The 19,267-nt window shown below is 69.3% G+C and carries 16 protein-coding genes; 11 read left to right on the plus strand and 5 right to left on the minus strand.

The window, feature by feature from the left end:
* Positions 1–539 precede the first annotated feature (539 nt).
* The 4 genes from KDK82_RS09170 (at position 540) to KDK82_RS09185 (ending at position 5,971) form a co-directional block, all read left to right on the plus strand.
* Entirely contained in the window at positions 540–1,127 is a 588-nt protein-coding gene (locus tag KDK82_RS09170; RefSeq protein WP_013802282.1) for a (2Fe-2S)-binding protein, read from the plus strand.
* A complete protein-coding gene (locus tag KDK82_RS09175; RefSeq protein WP_088164644.1) occupies positions 1,124–3,424 on the plus strand; it encodes a molybdopterin cofactor-binding domain-containing protein in 2,301 nt (766 codons plus the stop codon). Before KDK82_RS09170 ends, KDK82_RS09175 begins: the two co-directional genes overlap by 4 nt.
* A gap of 17 nt (positions 3,425–3,441) precedes the next feature.
* Complete coding sequence (locus tag KDK82_RS09180) at positions 3,442–4,773, plus strand: cytochrome c (protein ID WP_088164645.1); 1,332 nt, start codon at positions 3,442–3,444, stop codon at positions 4,771–4,773.
* Between the two features lie 82 nt (positions 4,774–4,855).
* Positions 4,856–5,971: an acyl-CoA dehydrogenase family protein gene (locus KDK82_RS09185; protein WP_088164646.1), complete on the plus strand. Its 1,116-nt coding sequence runs from the start codon at positions 4,856–4,858 to the stop codon at positions 5,969–5,971.
* 4 nt (positions 5,972–5,975) lie between these two features.
* Here KDK82_RS09185 and KDK82_RS09190 read toward each other — a convergent pair whose 3' ends face one another.
* Positions 5,976–6,602: a TetR/AcrR family transcriptional regulator gene (locus KDK82_RS09190; protein WP_088164647.1), complete on the minus strand. Its 627-nt coding sequence runs from the start codon at positions 6,600–6,602 to the stop codon at positions 5,976–5,978.
* Between the two features lie 142 nt (positions 6,603–6,744).
* Between KDK82_RS09190 and KDK82_RS09195 the strand changes: the two genes are divergently transcribed.
* The 3 genes from KDK82_RS09195 to KDK82_RS09205 are packed head-to-tail and all read left to right on the plus strand — an operon-like array spanning position 6,745 to position 9,713.
* Positions 6,745–7,800: a sugar phosphate isomerase/epimerase gene (locus KDK82_RS09195; RefSeq protein ID WP_088164648.1), complete on the plus strand. Its 1,056-nt coding sequence runs from the start codon at positions 6,745–6,747 to the stop codon at positions 7,798–7,800.
* A gap of 42 nt (positions 7,801–7,842) precedes the next feature.
* A complete protein-coding gene (locus KDK82_RS09200; protein ID WP_088164649.1) occupies positions 7,843–8,739 on the plus strand; it encodes an alpha/beta fold hydrolase in 897 nt (298 codons plus the stop codon).
* A 2-nt stretch (positions 8,740–8,741) separates the two neighbouring features.
* The gene (locus KDK82_RS09205) at positions 8,742–9,713 is read left to right on the plus strand and encodes an alpha/beta hydrolase (protein ID WP_088164650.1); all 972 of its coding nucleotides are present in this window, start codon (positions 8,742–8,744) and stop codon (positions 9,711–9,713) included.
* 17 nt (positions 9,714–9,730) lie between these two features.
* Here the strand turns inward: KDK82_RS09205 and KDK82_RS09210 are convergent, their stop codons facing one another.
* The 3 genes from KDK82_RS09210 to KDK82_RS09220 form a co-directional block, all read right to left on the minus strand.
* Entirely contained in the window at positions 9,731–9,940 is a 210-nt protein-coding gene (locus tag KDK82_RS09210; protein ID WP_088164651.1) for a DUF4287 domain-containing protein, read from the minus strand.
* A gap of 70 nt (positions 9,941–10,010) precedes the next feature.
* Positions 10,011–10,922 carry a bestrophin family protein gene (locus tag KDK82_RS09215; RefSeq protein WP_088164652.1) on the minus strand — a complete coding sequence of 304 codons (912 nt, stop codon included), beginning with the start codon at positions 10,920–10,922 and terminating at the stop codon, positions 10,011–10,013.
* Between the two features lie 120 nt (positions 10,923–11,042).
* Positions 11,043–11,945 (minus strand): nitroreductase, encoded by a 903-nt coding sequence (locus tag KDK82_RS09220; protein ID WP_088164653.1) that lies wholly within the window; start codon positions 11,943–11,945, stop codon positions 11,043–11,045.
* A 235-nt stretch (positions 11,946–12,180) separates the two neighbouring features.
* Here KDK82_RS09220 and KDK82_RS09225 point away from each other — a divergent pair, with 235 nt between their 5' ends.
* From KDK82_RS09225 to KDK82_RS09240, 4 genes are all read left to right on the plus strand, one after another.
* Positions 12,181–12,597 (plus strand): hypothetical protein, encoded by a 417-nt coding sequence (locus KDK82_RS09225; protein WP_088165477.1) that lies wholly within the window; start codon positions 12,181–12,183, stop codon positions 12,595–12,597.
* A gap of 102 nt (positions 12,598–12,699) precedes the next feature.
* Positions 12,700–13,851 (plus strand): efflux RND transporter periplasmic adaptor subunit, encoded by a 1,152-nt coding sequence (locus KDK82_RS09230; protein WP_088164654.1) that lies wholly within the window; start codon positions 12,700–12,702, stop codon positions 13,849–13,851.
* A complete protein-coding gene (locus KDK82_RS09235; RefSeq protein WP_088164655.1) occupies positions 13,851–16,967 on the plus strand; it encodes an efflux RND transporter permease subunit in 3,117 nt (1,038 codons plus the stop codon). The genes KDK82_RS09230 and KDK82_RS09235 overlap by 1 nt, the downstream gene beginning before the upstream one ends.
* A 77-nt stretch (positions 16,968–17,044) precedes the next feature.
* Entirely contained in the window at positions 17,045–18,304 is a 1,260-nt protein-coding gene (locus tag KDK82_RS09240; protein ID WP_088164656.1) for a TolC family protein, read from the plus strand.
* Positions 18,305–18,333: 29 nt separating this feature from the next.
* Here the strand turns inward: KDK82_RS09240 and KDK82_RS09245 are convergent, their stop codons facing one another.
* Positions 18,334–19,236: a LysR family transcriptional regulator gene (locus KDK82_RS09245; protein WP_088164657.1), complete on the minus strand. Its 903-nt coding sequence runs from the start codon at positions 19,234–19,236 to the stop codon at positions 18,334–18,336.
* Positions 19,237–19,267: the final 31 nt, after the last annotated feature.

Genomic DNA, 19,267 nt, shown 5'->3' on the forward strand with positions numbered 1-19,267 from the left:
TTCAAGCGTTCTCACTGGAATTTGATGCAGATAAAAGCCGAGTGTTTTGCTTGGTTGGTGTGATGGCCGTGCCGATGCACCGGCTGCCAGGGTGCCCTGCTGTCTTTATGCCCAGCCGTGCATGGCTGCAAGACTGGGCCGGGGCTGTGATGCAAGGATTTCTGCCCTTTGTGCACTGTGGTGGTGCACATCTTTCGGGTCTTGGTGCAGGTTTCCGGATCGGCTGGTAGCGCTGTGTTTTTGCGGATATTTCCGATTTGTATGGTGAGTTATGTGAGCAAAAAGCCACGGAGTTTGCGGGTCTGTGCAGGTCCTTGTATGGACGCCAGCTGGCAGTGATGGGCAAGTCCGAGGCATAGAATCGTTTGCATACAACAGGCAGTCATCTATCAGAGTTGCCTCTAAAAACCACGTGAAAACAGCCCACCCCGTTGGCGGTGGGCTTTCTTTTTCGGGCTTGGCCGCGGCGAGCCCGTCGCCTGATTTTTCAGTGCGCACCTATGGTTTGCACCTGTTGTCAACCACAAGGTTTGCACACGATGAAATTCACTCTCAACCAACAAGAGGTCGAGATCCAGGGCGTGAGCCCTGAGACGCCGCTGCTTTATGTGCTGCGCAACGACATGCAGCTCAACGGTCCCAAGTTCGGCTGCGGCCTGGGCGAATGCGGCGCATGCGCCGTGCTGATCGACGGCAAGGTGGCCCGCTCCTGCTCCGTTCCCGTGAGCGTGGTCCAGGGCATGAAGGTCACGACGCTGGAAGGCCTGTCCCAGGACGCGACCCAGGCCGAGCACGCCCGCGTGGCGCGTGACTGGGAAGCAGCCCATCCGGCCGCCGTGCCGGGCATGCCTGCCGGCAAGCCCGCAGCCGATGCACAGGGCAAGGCTGTCTACCGACTGCACCCTGTGCAGCAGGCTTTCATTGACGAGCAGGCCGCCCAGTGCGGCTACTGCACCAACGGCATGGTCATGGCCCTGGTGGCCTTGTTCGACCACAAGCCCACGGCCACCGACGAGGAAGTCACCCAGGCCCTGTCCGGCCACCTGTGCCGCTGCGGCACGCATGTGGAAATCATGCGGGCCGCCGCCCGCGCCCGCGTGCTGATCGCCCAGGGAGGTGCAGCATGAGTGCATCCAACCCCCTTCAACTGACGCGCCGCAACCTGCTCAAGCTGGGCGGCATGGTCATGGTCAGCTCGGTGGCGGCCGCTGGCTTGGTGGCCGAAAGCACGGGTACGGCGCCCGCCGTGGCCGGCGCCTTCCCCATTCCCCCCATCGACCGGGTGAGCAGCTTCATCGCCATTGGCGCGGACGGCAGCGTCACGGCCTACCACGGCCACGTGGACCTGGGCACGGGTATCCGTACCTCGCTGGCGCAGCTGGTGGCCGATGAACTCGATGTGGAGTTCGAGCGCATCACCATGGTTCTGGGCCACACGGGCCGCACGCCCAACCAGGGCCCGACCATTGCCAGCAACACCATCCAGGTGGACGCCATCCCCATGCGCAAGGCCGCCGCGCAGGTGCGCCAGCTGCTGCTGGGCCTGGCTGCCGAGAAGCTGCAGCAGCCCGTGTCCGCACTGGCCACGTCCAAGGGCGCGGTGGTGGCCAAGGGTGGGCGACGCATTGGCTACGGCGAACTGGCCCAGGGCCAGGACCTGAACATTGCGCTGGACAAGGAAGTGCCGCTGCGCACCGGCGGTTTCAACTACATCGGCAAGTCCGTGCAGCGCGTGGACATTCCGGCCAAGGTGCTGGGCGCGCTGGCCTATGTGCACGATGTGCGCGTGCCCGGCATGCTGCACGGCCGCGTGGTGCGCCCGCCCTATGGCGGTGCCGATGCGTCGGCGCCGCTGGGCAGCAGCCTGATTTCGGTGAACGAACAGTCCGTGGCCCATCTGCCGGGCATCGTCAAGGTGGTGGTGCAGGGCGATTTCGTGGGCATCGTGGCCGAGCGCGAAGAGCAGGCCATTGCCGCCATGCGCCAGCTGGAGGTGAAGTGGAAGGACTGGGCCGGCGTGCCCGACCTGTCGCTGAACGCCATGCACGACACCCTGGTCAAGCACGAGAAGACCGACCGCATGCTGCGCGAGGACGCGGGCATTGACGAGGCCTTCTCAGGCTCCAAGAAGGTGATCGAGGCCGACTACGTCTGGCCCTACCACCTGCATGCCTCCATCGGCCCGTCCTGCGCCGTGGCCGAGGTGTCCGCCAGCCAGATCCAGGTCTGGACCGGATCGCAGAACCCGCACGACGTGCGCAAGGACATCGCCACGCTGACCGGCATGGCGGCCGACCAGATCAATGTGACGCGCCTGGAAGCCTCGGGCTGCTATGGCCGCAATTGCGCGGACGACGTGGCATCCGACGCCGTGCTGCTGTCGCAGGCCGTGGGCCGCCCGGTGCGCGTGCAACTGATGCGCGAGCAGGAAGCCGCCTGGGAGCCCAAGGGCACGGGCCAGCTGATCCGCGTGCGCGGCGGCCTGGACGAGAACCATGCCGTGCTGGGCTACGAACTCAAGACCTGCTACCCGTCCAACGACGCGGCGGCCCTGGCCCTGATCCTGACGGGCAAGGTGCCCAACAAGCCCAAGGTGCTGCAGATGGGCGACCGTACGGCCATCCCGCAGTACGAGTACCCCAAGATGCGCGTGGTCTCGCAGGATGCGGCGCCCATCGTGCGCGCTTCGTGGATGCGCGGCGTCTCGGCCCTGCCCAACGTCTTTGCCCATGAGTGCTGGATCGACGAATGCGCCTACCTGGCCGGTGAAGACCCGCTGGCCTACCGCCTGCGCTACCTGAAGGACCCGCGCGCCGTGGCGCTGACGCACGCTGCGCACAAGCAGGCCGCCTGGCAGGATGGCCCGGCCCACCGCAACCCCGCGCCGGCCGACCAGCGCCTGGTCAAGGGCCGCGGCTTTGCCTATGCCCGCTACTACCACAGCAAGTTCCCTGGCTACGGCGCGGCCTGGGCCACCTGGATCTGCGACGTGACCGTGGACCGCGAGACCGGCGTGATCAAGGTGGACAAGGTCTTCGTGGCCCATGACTGCGGCGAGATGGTCAACCCGGCCGGCGTGCGCCACCAGGTGCACGGCAACATCATCCAGTCCACCAGCCGCGTGCTCAAGGAGTACGTGACCTTCGACAGCAAGGGCGTGACCTCGCTGGACTGGGGCGGCTACCCCATCCTGCGCTTTGACGAGCTGCCCGAGATCGACGTGCAACTGGTCGAGCGCCCGGGCGAAGACCCCATGGGCGCGGGCGAATCGGCCTCCGTGCCCAGCGCCGCCGCTGTCTCCAACGCCGTGTTCGACGCCACTGGCGTGCGCCTGCGCGAAGTGCCGTTCACCCCGGCACGCGTGCTGGCCGCACTCAAGGCACAGGCTGCCGATGCAGCCCCGGCCGACAAGGCACAGAACTGAGAGCGGAGGACCGGAACATGCACACACTCAAGAAAATCACCCTCGGCGTGGTCGGCCTGGCCGCCGTGGCCGGCGCCGCCTTCTGGCTGGCCACGGGCCGCAGCGAAATCGCGCCCCTGCAGCAGATCCCGGTGCAGGAATTCAGCCAGCAGCAGATCGACCAGGGGCGCCGCCTGGCGCACATGGGCGACTGCGCGGTCTGCCACACGGCACCGGGCGGCCAGCGCAACGCAGGCGGCCTGGCCATGCCCAGCCCTTTCGGCACCATCTACTCGACCAACATCACGCCCGATGCAGAAACCGGCATCGGCCGCTGGTCGTACGAGGCCTTCGAGCGCGCCATGCGCCATGGCGTGGACCGCGAGGGCAACTACCTGTACCCCGCCTTCCCGTACACCGCGTTCACCCGCGTGACCGATGAGGACATGAAGGCGCTGTACGCCTTCCTGATGACCGAGCCGGCTGTCTCCAACGAGGCACCCAAGACCGCGCTGAACTTCCCGTTCAACGTGCGCCGCGGCCTGGCCCTGTGGAATGCGCTGTACCTGGAGCCGGGCGAGCAGCCCGCGCCCGCCAACCAGTCGGGCGAGTGGATTCGCGGCGCCTACCTGGTCGAAGGCCTGGGCCACTGCGCGGCCTGCCACTCGCCGCGCAACCAGTTCGGCGCCGAGAAAAAGGGTGCCGACCACCTGGCCGGCGCCTTCATCGACGGCTGGGATGCGCCCGCGCTCAACGACAAGGCCGTGGCCCCGCTGCCCTGGACGCGAGAAGACCTGGTCCGCTACATGCAGACCGGTTTCTCGGAGCGCCACGGCGTGGCCGCCGGCCCCATGGCGCCCGTGATCGAAGGCCTGTCTCACCAGTCGGCCGAGGACATCAACGCCATGGCCACCTACCTGATGTCGTACCGCAAGCCTGTGGCAGACGCCGCTGGCGCAGGGGACGCCCAGGCCCTGGTGAAGGAAAAGACCGAGGTTGCCAAGCTGCCGGTCGACGCCCAGGGCTACCGCCTGTACCAGGGCGCCTGCATGGCCTGCCACCGCGCCGACCCCAGCGGCGTGCTGGCCGGCAGCAGCTTCGGCGTGCGTCCCCAGCTGTCGCTGAACACCAACCTGTACAGCGAATCGCCGACCAACGCCATCCATGTGGTGCTCAACGGCATTACGCAACCGGCGCGCCCGCAGCTGGGCACCATGCCCGCCTTCCGCCACAACCTCAGCGACGATCAGATCGCCACGCTGCTCAACACCATGCGCAGCCAGTACGGCCTGCAGCCATGGCCCGGCCTGAGCGACAAGGTCAAGGCCCTGCGCGAGGAAACACGCCCCGGCAAGGTGGCGGCGCACTGAGCCTGCGCTGCGTCATCTGCGCAGCCTGTGCGCTGCGCTAGGATGGCAAGGGACCGCTGTGCCCACAGCGGTCCCTTTTTTTATGGTGACCCGCAAGATGACAAGCCACATACCCGATTTCCCCCTGCTGACCGGCGCCAACCGCCAATGGCTGGATGCACGTGCCCAGGCGCTGGATGCCGGCAACGGCGAGGCCACGGCCGCCGTCGTGCCCTATCTGGCCGAAGCCGGGCTGCTGGGCCACGGCTTGGCTGATGCCTTGGGCGGGCAGGGCGCAAGCGCCGGCGATGCCATCGAAGCGATTGCCCAGGTGGCCGCGCACTCCATGTCCGCCGCCTTTGCCTTCTGGGGCCAGCGTGTGCTGATCGAGATGCTGGCGAACACCGGCAATGCGGCCCTGCGCGAGCGCTGGCTGCCCGCGCTGCTGGCGGGCGAGGTGGCCGGTGCCTCGGGGCTGTCCAACATCATGAAATTCCTCAGCGGGCTGGAGGCACTCAACATCCGCGCCACGGCCCGGGAAGGCGGCGGCTGGCTGCTCAACGGCAGCGTGCCCTGGTGCACCAACCTGCGAGGCCCCCGCTTTCTGGCCGCCATTGCCGTGGCGCGTGACGACGGCGCGCCGCCCATGATCGTGGCCCTGCCGTCCGATCGTCCCGGCCTGGAGCGCTCGCCGGATCTGGAGTTGATTGCCCTGCGCGGCACCAACACCGCCGCCTTGCAACTCAAGGACGTGGCCATCACCGAAGACGATCTGCTGGCCGAGCGCGCCGGCGGATTCCTGCCGCGTGTGCGCCCGGCCTTCCTGGGCATGCAATGCGGCCTGTCCATCGGCCTGGCGCGCGCGGCCTGTGCGCAGGCCGCCTCGCGCATGGGGCAGGGCGGTCATGTGCTGCAGCAGCCGCTGGACGATACGCGCAGCCATCTGGAGCAGGCGGTGGCGGCACTCAAGGCCGGTGTCGAGGCCGGCGATTTCGTGGAGGCGCCCGAGCGGCTTTTCGCGCTGCGCCTGGCCCTGCACGACTGCGTGCAGCAGGCCATGCAGCTGGAGCTGCAGACGGCCGGCGGCCGTGCCTACAGTCTGGATGCGGACGATGGCTTTGCCCGCCGTTGGCGTGAATCGGCCTTCATCCCCATCGTCACGCCCAGCGTGATCCAGTTGCGCGCCGAGCTGCAAAAACTGCAAAAGCTCGGCGCCTGACGGCTCAGCCCGCCTTGGCTGCGGGCTGCAGCGCCGGCTCCAGCGCCGTGTCCAGCAGCAGCAAGGCGGTCTCCACCGCCGCCAGCAGCCGCTGGCGCGGCACGCCATCGCGGGCCTGCACCGATATGCCGTGCAGTTGCGTGGCATAGAAATCCCCCAGCGCCTGCACATCGGTGCCGGCGCGCAACTCGCCCTCATCCAGCGCGCGCTGAAGGCGGTCGATCAGGGACTGCGTGCGCTGGCGGCGGTGTTCGGCCAGCCACGCGGCGACTGCCTCGTTTTCCTCGGCGCAATTGGTGGCGGCGGTGACCACCATGCAGCCCAGCGGATGGGCATCGTCCGTATAGGTGGCCACGGCATCGCGCAGCACGCGGGCCAAAGCGTCGCGCACACGCGGCTCCTGGGCCATGGCGCGGTCGGCAAAGCCGCCATCACCGGCCTCGTAGCGCTGCACGGCCTCGCGGAACAGGTCCTGCTTGCTGCCGAAGGCCGCATAGATGCGCGCTGACGCAATGCCCAGCGCCTGCACCAGGTCGGCCATGGACGTGCCCTCGTAGCCTCGCCGCCAGAACGCCAGCATGGCGCGCTCCAGCGCCTGGTCTCGGTCAAATTCCCTGGGTCTTCCGGCCATCTTCCTCATCCTTCTCAACAGTCAGGGCGGCATCTTAGCGGCGCCGTGATGCTGTCTTGCATCGGCTTCTCAAAAGCAGCCGCGTTGGCGTGATACTATTCTTTGTCGATCAACAAACAATAGCTCAACGCAAGGAAAACACATGCAGACCATCAAGGGCCCAAGCCTTCATCTGGCGCAGTTCGCCGACAACAAGGCACCGTTCAATTCCCTGGAAGACATCGCACGCTGGGCAGCCGGCGTGGGCTTCAAGGGCCTGCAGATTCCCGCCTGGGACCAGCGCCTGTTCGACGTGGCCATGGCCGCCAGCAGCCAGACCTATTGCGACGATGTCAACGGCATGCTGGCCTCGCACGGCCTGGTGGCCAGCGAGCTGACCACGCACATCTTTGGCCAGCTCGTGGCCGTGCACCCGGCCTACGACGCCATGTGCGACAGCTTTGCGCCCGAGGCGCTGCGCGGCAATCCGGCCGCACGCACGGCCTGGGCGCTGGAGCAGCTCAAGCTGTCGGCCAGTGCATCGCGCCGCATGGGGCTGAGCGACATGGGCACGTTCTCGGGCTCGTTCGTCTGGCCCTATCTGTTCCCGTTTCCGCAGCGCCCGGCCGGCCTGATCGAAACCGCCTTCGAGGAGCTGGCGCGCCGCTGGCGCCCCATCCTCGACGCCTGCGATGAGCAGGGCGTGAACCTGTGCTACGAAATCCACCCCAGCGAAGACCTGCACGACGGCACAAGCTTCGAGCGCTTCCATGAACTGGTGGGCCAGCACACGCGCTGCAAGATCCTGTTCGATCCCAGCCACTTCGTGCTGCAGCAGCTCAACTACCTCGACTACATCGACATCTACCGCGAGCACATCCGCATGTTCCATGTGAAGGATGCGGAGTTCCTGCCCAGCGGGCGCCAGGGCATCTACGGCGGCTATTCCTCGTGGCTGGAGCGGGCAGGGCGCTTCCGTTCGCTGGGCGACGGGCAGGTGGACTTCAAGGCCATCTTCTCCAAGTTCGCGCAGTACGACTACCAGGGCTGGGCCTCGCTGGAATGGGAGTGCTGCCTCAAGGACCAGGAAGACGGTGCGCGCGAAGGCGTGGACTTCATCAACCGCCACATCATCCGCGTCACCGACAAGATCTTTGACGACTTCGCCGGCGCCCCCGTGGACCAGCGCCAGATCAACGCCATGCTCGGCATCGCCTGAGCACGCCCGCAGCCAAAGAACCTCAAAAAGAATCAAAAAACAATGAACGCTTTCACATCGAACGCCCTGCGCAAGCAGGAAGACCAGGCCTGCGAGTTCTCGCACGACTACGTGCGCATCGACGGCCGCCGCATCCACTGCATCACGGCCGGTCAGGGCGCGCCCGTGCTGCTGATCCCGGGCTGGCCCCAGACCTGGTATGCCTGGCGCCACGTCATGCAGGCGCTGGCGGCGCAGGGCTTCCAGGCCATTGCCGTCGATCCGCCGGGCACGGGTTTTTCGGACCGGCCCGACACCGGCTACGACACGGGCTCCATTGCGCTGACCCTGCACCGCACCATGCTGGCGCTGGGCCATGAGCGCTACCAGGTCGCCGGCCACGATGTGGGCATGTGGGTGGCCTATGCGCTGGCCAGCGACCAGCCGCAGGCCGTGCAGTCCCTGGCGCTGACCGAGGCCGTGATCCCCGGCCTGGCGCCCGAGCCCAGCATCTTTGCGCCGCCCGAGCAGAACATCTTCCTGTGGCACTTTATGTTCAACCAGCTGGCCGACCTGCCCGAGACCCTGATCGCGGGGCGCGAGCGTGCCTACCTGGAATTCATGTTCAACCGCTGGTCGCTGCGGCGCGACCGCGTGGCCGTCGACGTCTATGTCGATGCCTATGCGGCGCCCGGTGGCCTGCGCGGCGGCTTTGCCTACTACCGTGCCATTCCCGAAACCATTCGCCAGAACCGGCAGCGTGCGCTGCGCCCGCTGGCTATGCCCGTGCTGGCCATTGGCGCCGAGCACGCCACGGCCGATGCGCCGCTGGCCACGCTGCGCGGCCATGCCGATGACCTGTCGGGCGTGATCGTGCCGGGCTGCGGCCACTTCATCATGGAGGAGGCTGCCGAGCCCTTCATCGCCGAGCTGCTGCCCTTCCTGCAAAGGACGCTGTGACCATGGGCCTGGACACTGACATTGCGCGCTATCTCGCCGAGCTGGCGCAGGCGACCCAGGCCGTGGCCCCGCCCACGCTGGCGGCGCTGCGCGAGGCCACCGACGCCGGGCTGCGCGCCCTGCACGGCCCGGCCGAGGCCATGGCCCGCACCGAAGACTTCACGCTGCCCGCGCGCGACGGTGCGCCGCTGCGCGTGCGCATCTACCGGCCGCTGGCCTCGGACACACCCACGCCCCAGCCCGCCCTGGTCTTCGCCCACGGCGGCGGCTGGTGCCTGGGTTCGCTGGAGGTCTACGACAACCCCTGCCGCGCATTGGCCGCGGCAACAGGCGCCGTCGTGGTCTCGGTGGACTACCGGCTGGCGCCCGAGCACCGCTTTCCCGTGCCGCTGCATGACTTCTGCGATGCCATTGCCTGGACCTTTGAGCAGGCCGATGCGCTGGGCCTGGACCGCAGGCGCATCGGCGTGGCCGGAGACAGCGCGGGCGGCAACCTCGCGGCCGCCGCCTGCCTGCTGACACGGCAGCAAGAAGGCTGGGGAGCGGCGGGCGCACCGGCCATCGCCCACCAGCTGCTGCTGTACCCGGCACTGGACGCGGCCATGGACTCGCCGTCGTTCCAGCAGTTCGGCGAGGGCCACTACCTCACGCGTGCGGCCATGGAGTACTGCTATGGCGCGTACCTGGGCGATGCGGCTCCGGGGCGGCACGAACTTGTCTCTCCGCTGCGCGCCGAACGCCTGGCAGGCCTGCCCCAAGCCACGGTGATCAGCTGCGAATACGATCCGCTGCGCGACGAGGCCGAAGCCTATGCGCAGCGGCTGACGCAGGCCGGTGTGGCGGTGCAGGCTGTGCGCCTGCCCGGCATGGTGCACGCCTGCATGCACATGCTGGGGCTGGCGCCGGCATCACGCCGCCTGTTTGACGAAGCGGGTGCCGCCGTGCGCCAGGCTTTTGGCACGGCCATCGGCTGAGGATTGCTGGCTGCAGGTCAGGTCTGTGCCAGGAACACGGCCACCAGCGCATTCGCATGGCCGTGCCCCATCTGGTGCTGGGCCTTGAGCCAGCCCACCAGTTCCATGTGCTTGCGGGTGTCCTGCTGTTGCAGCAGGTCCATCCAGTGCGCAATCGGCTGGCCGTAGGTCTTCTCGATGGAAGGGAAATACGAGGCCGGTCCCTTGACCTTGCTTGTCTCCGTCATGGCGCTTGTCCTTTTTCTGTGATGCGGGTGGCAGATTGTGCCGCTGCGCTGTCCGGGCCGGCAGGCAGGGTCAGGTCAGGAACAGCACATCCTTGTGCTGCGGCGCAGGCGGCAGCACCTCGCCGGTCAGCTCGCGCAGCGTGGCCTCGATCATCTGCGACATGGCGTCCAGCGCCAGATCGTTGGGTGCTGTGCCGAAGGGCTCCTCCAGCTCGGCGCCCAGGGCCTCCAGCGCGAAGAAGGTGTAGGCGATGAAGGCCACGATCACCGGCGTCATGAAGCCGATGGAATCCACCAGGCCGAAGGGCAGCAGCAGGCAGTACAGGTAGATGGTGCGATGGATGATCACTGCGTAGGTGAAGGGAATCGGCGTGCCCGCAATGCGCTCGCAGCCGCCCAGTGCCTCGCCCAGCTTGCACAGCGGCGCCTCCATGGCGGGCACCAGTACGGGCTGCAGGCTGCCGTCTTGGCGGCGCGCCTGCAGCCATTCGCCGGCCATGAGCAGCAGCACGGCAGGCTTGAAGCGCGCCGTGGCCAGGCGCTCGCAGTCGGCGGCGGGCAGCAGGCGGCGCATGTCGGCCGCGGCATCGGTGCCGCGCAACTGGTGGCGCAGCGCATGCACAAAGGCCGCCAGCGCCATGGCCAGGGCCGGGGCGTGCTGCGGCGCGTCCGTCAAGGTCCGGGCCTGGCGCACCAGGGTGCGTGTCTCGTTGAGCAGGGTGCCCCACAGCGTGCGCGCCTCCCAATAGCGCGCATAGCTGGTGCTGTTGCGAAAGCCCAGGAAGATGGCCAGCGTCAGCCCGATCAGCGAAAACGGCACGAAGTTCAGCGGCACCTTCCACGCAAACAGCTGGCCATGCAGGGCCGTGACCAGCACGGCGAACAAGGTGGCGGCCATCAGCTGGGGCAGGATGTCGGGCAGCACCGAGCCGCGCAGCACGAAGAGCATGCGCAGCCAGTGGGGGCGGGGCCTGATGATCATGAAAGCTTGTTCCGTGATGGAAAAGAGGGCGCAGCAGTCCCGCAACTCTAACCGCCCCGCGCAGTCAGTGCGCCACCTGCGCGCAACCTGTGCGCAACCCTGCACGCGCTGGCTGCGGCTTCAAAGATCGCTGCCGTGGCTGTCGTGGTTGCCGTCGGGCTGGAGAAGGGCCTGTGCCGTGACCGCTGCTGCCTGCTCCGCCTGCCATGCCGTGCGCATGGAAGAGGGCGCCACCGTTGCGCGCGGGGATGGCTGGCTGGTGATGGTGCCCAGGCTGATGAAGCCGGCCAGGTGCTCGCCCTCGCGCAAACCCAGCGCTGAATGCAGGGCCGGGTCAAAACAGCGCTCGCCACTGAGCACGATGGCACCAAAGCCCAAATGGTGGGCGGCATTGAGGAAGTTGCCCAGGGCCGCGCCCGCAGCCAGCCATTGCTCACGTACCGGCACCCGCGAGCGCGGCCGGGGCGAGATGATGAAGGCGATCAGCGCCGGCGCGCGCGTTGCATGCTCGCGCGCACGGCGGATATCGTCGGCCGGGGCCAGCGGGTCGCGGCGCAGTTTTTCCTGCTCGAACAGGCTGGCCAAGGCCCCGCGCTGGTGGGCGGGAAACTCCAGAACCCGCCAGGGGTGCAAGGCACCGTGGTCCGGAGCGCATAGCGCCGCCTCGATCATCAGGTCCATGTCGCCACTGTCCGGACCCGGCATGGCCAGCCGCCTGGGCGAGACGGAGCGCCGCGCCAACAGGGGCGCCAGGCCTGCCCGCTTGCGCGTGTCGGCAAAGCAGTGCTTGAGTGCATCCACCGCCTGGGCGAACTGCCGTGCCCAGGCCAGCACCTGTTCGCCCTCCAGCGTGAACCCCTGGAAGGGCCGGCCCGCACGCACCAGCGCGTGGCCGAACTCCGCCTCGGCCGAGCGTATGGCCTGGGCCAGCGCGTTGTCGGAGATGCCGCAGGCCTGCGCTGCGCGCGCCCAGTCACGCTCGCGGTCCAGGGCCAGCAGATGGGGGATGTATTTTTGCGTCAAGTCGGTTCTCCAGCGCGGGCCTGTGCTCCGTGTAGGGCATCGTTATATCTGAAAGAATACAATGAAATACGTCATGCCAGCTTGAACCGGCGGCGGGCTGCGGTGGGCAGGCCGGGGGCGGGCGCGCGCATGTGACAGGTGCATGGTGCCCTTGCCGAACTGCGGGATTGAACCGATTGCGCAGGCACCGGCACTACAATCCCCGGCCATGTTGCATGCCATCCGGAGCCTATCCATGCGGAGCGCCTTGCTGCTGCTCATCATGGTGGCGCAGCTGCTGATACCGCTGCTGCACAGCCATTTCGGCACTCCGAACCAGGCCGGCCTGCACATCCACGCGGCGCCGTCGCGGGTGGCCGACTCGCATTTCCACCTGTTCGTGGCCCACGGCTCCTTCACCGATATGGATGAAGACCATGTCGAGCCTTTCGAGGTCGATGTGCAGGACGCCATACAGCCGCTGGACCTGTTGCCCATGCCCTTGCTGGCCGTGGTCGGCCTGGTCTTGCTCACCCTGGGCCTGCGGGCCGCGCGCATGCGCTGCATTGCGCCCCGGCCCGCCCTGCCGCTGCAGCCCATGCGCCTGAGTCCGCGCTGGCGCGGGCGCGTGATACGGCCTTCTCCCGCCCAGGCACCACCCCTGGCTTCCTGACCTCCCCGGCCTGGTCCACAGGCCCGCCTCAGTCCTTCTTCGCCCGCGCGCAGCGAACCGCCTGCGCGTGGACGGCGTTCGTCTTTTTTCCCGGAGTCAGGAATGATGTTTTCCCCATGGCTGCTGGCCGGCGCACTTGCGCTGCCAGCCGTCGGCATGGCCGCCCAGGCCCAGGCCGCACCCGCAAGCCCGTCCAATCCCCCGTCCGCACCCACATCCGGATCCACATCCACGCCCACATCCGTTGCCTTGTCCGCCGAACAGGCACAGGCGCTGGGCGTGCGCTTCGAACCCATTCAGGCGGCACAGCGCATCGAGGTCTCGGCCCACGCGCGCGTCGTGCTGCGGCCCGATGCCCAGGCCGTAGTGGCCGCCCCCTATGCGGGCGCGGTGCCGCGCGTGCTCGTGGCCCTGGGCCAGACGGTGCGCACCGGCCAGCCGGTGGCGGTGTTCACCAGCCCGCAGCTGTATGAGGCGCGGCGCGCGCTGCTGGAGGCCGAGTCCCAGTCGCGCCTGGCACGCCAGGCCCTGGCGCGCGACCAGGCGCTGCATGAGGACGGCATCATCGCCGCCAGCCGCTGGCAGGCCACGCAGGCCCGCGCCGCCGAGGCCGCGGCCATGGCCCAGGCGCGGCGCGCCGAACTGGCCGCCAGCGGCCTGCAGTTCGTCGGCAACGAGGTGCACCTGGTGGCGCCCCGCGCAGGCCTGGTGACCGAGGTGCTGGCGGTGCCGGGCGCGCGGGTGGAGGCCTCGGCGCCGCTGCTGCGCGTGGCCGACCCCACGGCGCTGGAACTGGACCTGCTGCTGGGCCGCGAGGTGCCGCTGCCCGGCGTGGGCGACCGCGTTCAGGTGGCGGCGCGCGGTGCGCAGGGCAAGGTGGCTGGCATGGCCCCGGTCGGTGATGGATCGGCCGGCATGCGGGTGCGCGTTGCGCTGGAACGCGCTGGCGACCTGCGCGTGGGCGAAAGCGTGACCGCGTCGCTGGCCCTGGCCGGTGCGGACGCCGGGCCTTCCGGCGGATCTGGCGGTGGCTCTGGCGGTGCACGCCTGCGCGTGCCCGCTGCGGCGCTGGCGCATTGGAACAACCGCACCGGCGTCTTTGTCGCCACCGGGCAGGGGGCGCGCTTCATGCCGCTGTCCGTGGAGGCCAGCGACGAGGCCACGGCCGTGGTGCGCGGCACGCTGCCGCCCAAGGCGCGCATTGCCGTGACGGGCATTGCCGCGCTCAAGGGCCTGCTGGGCGGGGGTGAGTGATGCTGGCGCGCCTCATCGATTTTTCGCTGCGCCAGCGCGCGCTGGTGCTGATGGCCGCCTGCGCGCTGGCCCTGGCCGGGGCCTGGGCCTATGTGCACCTGCCCATCGATGCCTTCCCCGACATCTCGCCCACCCAGGTCAAGGTGATCCTGAAGGTGCCCGGCATGACGCCCGAGGAGGTGGAGCAGCGCGTCTCCACGCCCGTCGAGCAGGAACTGCTGGGCCTGCCGCACAAGACCATGGTGCGCTCGGTGTCCAAGTACGGCATCAGCGACGTGACCGTGGATTTCAGCGAGGGCACGGACGTGTACTGGGCGCGCCAGCAGGTGTCCGAGCGGCTGGCCGGCCTGCAGCGCGACCTCCCCGCCACGGCCGAAGGCGGGCTTGCCCCCATCACCACGCCGCTGGGCGAGATGTTCATGTTCACCATCGACGGTGAGCAATGGTCTCTGGCCGAGCGCCGCCATGTGCTGGACTGGGTGATTCGCCCTGCGCTGCGCACCGTGGCCGGCGTGGCCGACGTGAATGCCCTGGGCGGCATGGTGCGCGGCTACGAGGTGATCCCCGACCCCGCCCGGCTGCGGGCGCGCGGCGTGACGCTGGACCAGCTGCGCCAGGCGCTGGAGGCCAACAACCGCAACGACGGCGCAGGCCGGCTGGACCGCGGGGAAGAGCACTGGGTGGTGCGCGTGGAAGGCGGCGTGCGCGGGCTGGACGACCTGCGCGCCATTGTCGTGGCGCCCGCCCATGAGGGGCGCGTTGCCGCCACCGTGGGCGATGTGGCCACCGTGCGCCTGGGCGAAGCCACGCGCAACGGCGCCGTCAGCCGCGACGGGCGTGGCGAAGCCGTGCAGGGCCTGGTGCTGGGACTGCGCGGGGTGGATGCGCGCAGTCTGGTGGACGCCGTGCAGGCGCGGCTGGATGAACTGGCTCCCCGGCTGCCCAAGGGCATGAGCACCCAGGTCTTCTACAACCGGGGCGACCTGGTCTCGCGCGCGGCGGGCACCGTGGTGCGCGCCCTGGTCGAGGCCAGCGTGCTGGTGCTGGTCACGCTCTACCTGTTCCTGGGCGGGCTGCGGGCGGCCCTGGTGGTGGCGGCCACGCTGCCGCTGTCCATGCTGGCCACCTTCCTGCTGATGCGCCACGCGGGCCTGACGGCCAACCTGATGAGCCTGGGCGGCCTGGCCATCGCCCTGGGCATGCTGGTGGATGCTGCGGTGGTGGTGGTGGAGAACATAGAGACCGCGCTGGCGAATGAGTCTGCGGGCGGAACGGCCATCGAAACGGCAGGCAGCTCCCCGCCGCAGGACCGGGCCGTGCTGATCCGCCAGGCGGTCTCGGCGGTCTCCGTGCCCATGCTGGCCGGCGTGTCCATCATCGCCATCGTGTTCCTGCCGCTGCTCACGCTGCAGGGGCTGGAGGGCAAGCTGTTCGCGCCCGTGGCGCTGACCATCGTGCTGGCGCTGGGGGCCTCGGTGCTCATCGCCTTCACCGTGGTGCCTGCGCTGGCCTCGCTGCTGCTGCGCTCGCATGGCGGCGATGAACCCTGGCTGATGCGGCGTGTGGCCCAGGGCTTCGAGCGCATGCAGCGCTGGAGCCTGGCCCACCGGCCTGCGGTCTTCGGCATTGCCGGGGCATCGCTGGCCGGGGCGGCCGTGCTCTACCTGTCCGTGGGCAAGACCTTCATGCCCACCATGGATGAGGGCGACATGATCGTGCAGCTGCAAAAGACGCCCTCCATCTCGCTGGCCGCTTCGCTGGACATGGACGGGCGCGTGCAGCGCGCGCTGTTGGAGCAGGTGCCCGAGATCCGCTCCATCGTCGCGCGCACGGGCTCCGACGATCTGGGCCTGGACCCCATGGGCCTGAACGAGACCGATACCTTCCTGGTGCTGCGCCCGCGCGACGAGTGGCGCGGCAGCAAGGAAGACATCGCCGAGGCCATACGCCACGTCATGCAGGGCTTTCCGGGGCTCATCTACGGCTTCACCCAGCCCATAGAAATGCGCGTCTCCGAAATGCTGACCGGCACGCGCGGCGACGTGGCCATCAAGATCTTCGATCCCGACCTGGCGCGGCTGGACACTGCCGCCCAGGCCGTGGCCGCGCGCATGCGCGCGGTGGCCGGGGCCTCCGAAGTCATCGCGCCCAGCAACAGCGGCGTGCAATACCTGCAGGTGGCGCTCAACCGCGCGGCGCTGGGCCAATCCGGGCTCAGTGGCGATGGCCTGCAGGCGCAACTGCGCGCCCTGGTGGAAGGCGAGCGCATTGGCATCGTGCCCGAAGGCGTGGCGCGCACGCCGCTCATCCTGCGCGGCGGGGCGGCGCTGCGCCAGTCGCCCGAAGGCCTGGCCGGGCTGCTGGTGACGGCGGCGGACGGCAGCAGCTGGCCGTTAACTTCCCTGGCCACGCTGGCGGCCCGCGACGGCCCCGTGCGCGTGGACCACGAAAACGGCGCACGCTTCGCCGTGGTGCAGGTCAACGTCGAAGGGCGCGATCTGGCCAGCTTTGTGCGAGATGCCCAGGCGGCCGTCGCCGGTGATGCCGGCCTCAAGGACATGCGCATCGTCTGGGGCGGCCAGTTCGAGAACCAGCAGCGCGCCGCCGCGCGGCTGGCGCTGGTGGTGCCGCTGGCGCTGGGCGCCATCTTCGTGCTGCTGGTGCTGACCTTCCGCTCGCCCAGGCAGGCGCTGCTGGTCATTGCCAACATCCCGTTCGCGCTGGTGGGCGGCATGGCAGCGCTGAGTGCGGCGGGCGAGTACCTGTCGGTGCCTGCCTCCGTGGGCTTCATCGCGCTGCTGGGCATTGCGGTGCTCAACGGCGTGGTCCTGGTATCGCACTTCAACAACCTGCTGGCTGCGGGCCAGCCCCTGTCCCAGGTGGTGCGGCACGGCGTGCGCGACCGGCTGCGGCCCGTGCTGATGACGGCCTGCATCACCGCGCTGGGCATGGTGCCGCTGCTGCTGGCCAGCGGGCCGGGCTCGGAGATCCAGCGGCCGCTGGCCATCGTGGTGGCGGGCGGGCTGGTCAGTTCCACGGCGCTGACCCTGCTTCTGCTGCCCTTGCTGTTCGAACGCTTCGGCCTGCCGCGGCGTGAGCGGGAGGCCCGGTCATGAGCACCACCCACACCACCACCACCTCTCCCCACTGCAGGGCGCAAGGCCTTGCCGGACTCTCTTTCAGGAACATGCCCATGAAACCCCTGCTGCATGCCTGGGCCGCTGCCTTGCTGTGTGCCTGCGCTGTCCAGGCCCAGGCCCAAGGCCATCTGCCGCCCGAGGCCGCCGTGCGCGAGGCCTTGGCCCGCTCTCCTGCCGTGCAGGCGGCCGACGCCGCGCAACGCGGCGCTGCGGCGCGCGCCCAGGCCCTGCGCGCCGGCCCGCATGAAACCGTGGTGCGTGCCAGCGGCCAGCGCCGCTGGGTGCACGACGGCTCGGGCCAGCGCTTTACCGAAGGGCAGATCGCCATCGAGCGCCCCCTGCGCCTGGGTGGCAAGGCCGAGTCCGATGCGCAGCTTGCCGAAGCGACCCAGGCCGCATCACGCGTGGCGGCCCAGGATGTGCGGCACGAAGCCGCACGCCAGTTGCTGGCGCTGTGGTTTGCCGCACAGCGCGCAGGCCAGGCGCAGCAGACCGCCCGGGACAATGCGGACGCTGCCGCCGAATTGGCCCGCGTCACCGAACGCCGGCTGCGCGCAGGCGATGCGGCCAGGCTGGACGCCGAACTGGCCGCCGCCGAGCACGCGCGCATGCAGGCCGCGCTGGCAACCGCCCAGGCCGCGTACCAGGCGGCACAGGCGGACCTGCAGGCGCGTTTTCCGGGCCTGGAGGCTGCGCGGACGAAGGAGGGGGAGGCTGCGCCACCGCTGCTGGATCTGCCATCGCTGCCGCAGCAGCCACCGGCCCAGCTGCGCCTGCGCTACATAGAGCACAGCCACGAATACCTGCTGGCCCAGGCCGAGGAAACCCTGGCCCTGCGCCAGGCCCGCCGTGCCGACCTGGAACGCCGGCCCGACCCCACTGTGGGCGTGTTCGCCACCAGCGAGCGGGGCGGCAGCGAGCGCATTGCGGGCGTCAGCCTGTCCGTGCCCCTGGGCTCGGTGCACCGCCAGGCCCAGGCCGACCAGGCCCTGGCCGATGCCGACGCCGCGCTGTCCCGCCGCCTGGCGGCCGAGCGCCGCCTGGGTGCTGAGTTCGACGTGCTCTGGAGCCTGCTGGCCGGCAAGCGTGCCGCCGCCCAGGCCCAGGCACGCGCCGCCACGCTGCAGCAGGGCGCCGCCGACCGCGCACTGCGCGCCTACCGCGCCGGTGAGTCGGGCCTGACCGAACTGCTGGCCGTGCGCCGCACCCTGGCCGAAGCGCTGCTGGCCGAACGCCTGGCCCGCAGCGAGGCGCTGGAAGGCGACAGCCGCCTGCGGCTGGATCTGCATGAGCTGTGGGATTTTGATGACTGAGCGGGCGAGCAGAAGCCGCTGCGGATTTCTCAGGCGGCGCCAGACTTGCCCTGCGCACCGCCCAGCGTCGCAATCAACTGCTCGTACATGGCATCCACGGCCGCCGAGCCTTGCGAGGCCTTGCTGCGCAGGGCCGACACTTGCATGGACACCAGCGGCGGCAGCTCGAAGCCGGCCGGTAGGTTCTGCAGCACCTGCAGGTGCGGCGGCACGCTGCAGCGCGTGAACACGGCCACGGCCAGGCCGCTTTCCACGGCGGCCAGCTGGCCGGCAAGGCTGGAGCTGTGATAGACCACGCGGTGCGCGCGCCGCTGGGCCGCCAGGCTGGACAGCGCCGCCGTGCGCGCCAGGCTGGCGGCCTCGTAGACGGCAATCGGCAGGGGATTCTTCCTCCACACCTCGTGCTGCGGAGCGCCCACCCAGACCAGGGGCTCGTGGAACAGCAGGCGTCCACGCTGGGGCCTGTCGCGTGAGACCAGGGCCAGGTCCAGCGTGCCGCGCACCACCTGCGGGATGAGTGCGGTGGACTGCTCGCAGGTCAGCTCGATCTCCACGCCCTGGTAGCGGCCTGCAAAGCTGCGCAGCACCGGCGTCAGATAGGTGGATGCGTAGTCGTCCGGCACGCCCAGCCGCACGCGCCCGGACAGGTCGGGGCCGAACAGGGCCGCCTGCGCCTGGGTCTGCAGCTCCAGCATGCGCCGGGCATAGCCCAGCAGCTCGGCGCCGGCGGGCGTGAGCTGCAGATGGCGCGGGCCGCGCAGCAGCACGGGCCGGCCCAGGGCGGTCTCCAGCTTCTTGATCTGCATGCTCACGGCGGCCTGTGATCGGTGCAGCAGCGGCGCGGCAGCCGAGAGCGAGCCCGCATCCACCACGGCCACCAGGGCACGCAGCCAGTCGATCTGCAGGTCGGGGTGGTTCACGGCACGCTCCATGGATTCGAATATCGAATACTAAACCTGCAAA

The sequence above is a fragment of the Delftia sp. K82 genome, assembly GCF_002193035.1.
Lineage (GTDB): Bacteria > Pseudomonadota > Gammaproteobacteria > Burkholderiales > Burkholderiaceae_C > Comamonas > Comamonas acidovorans.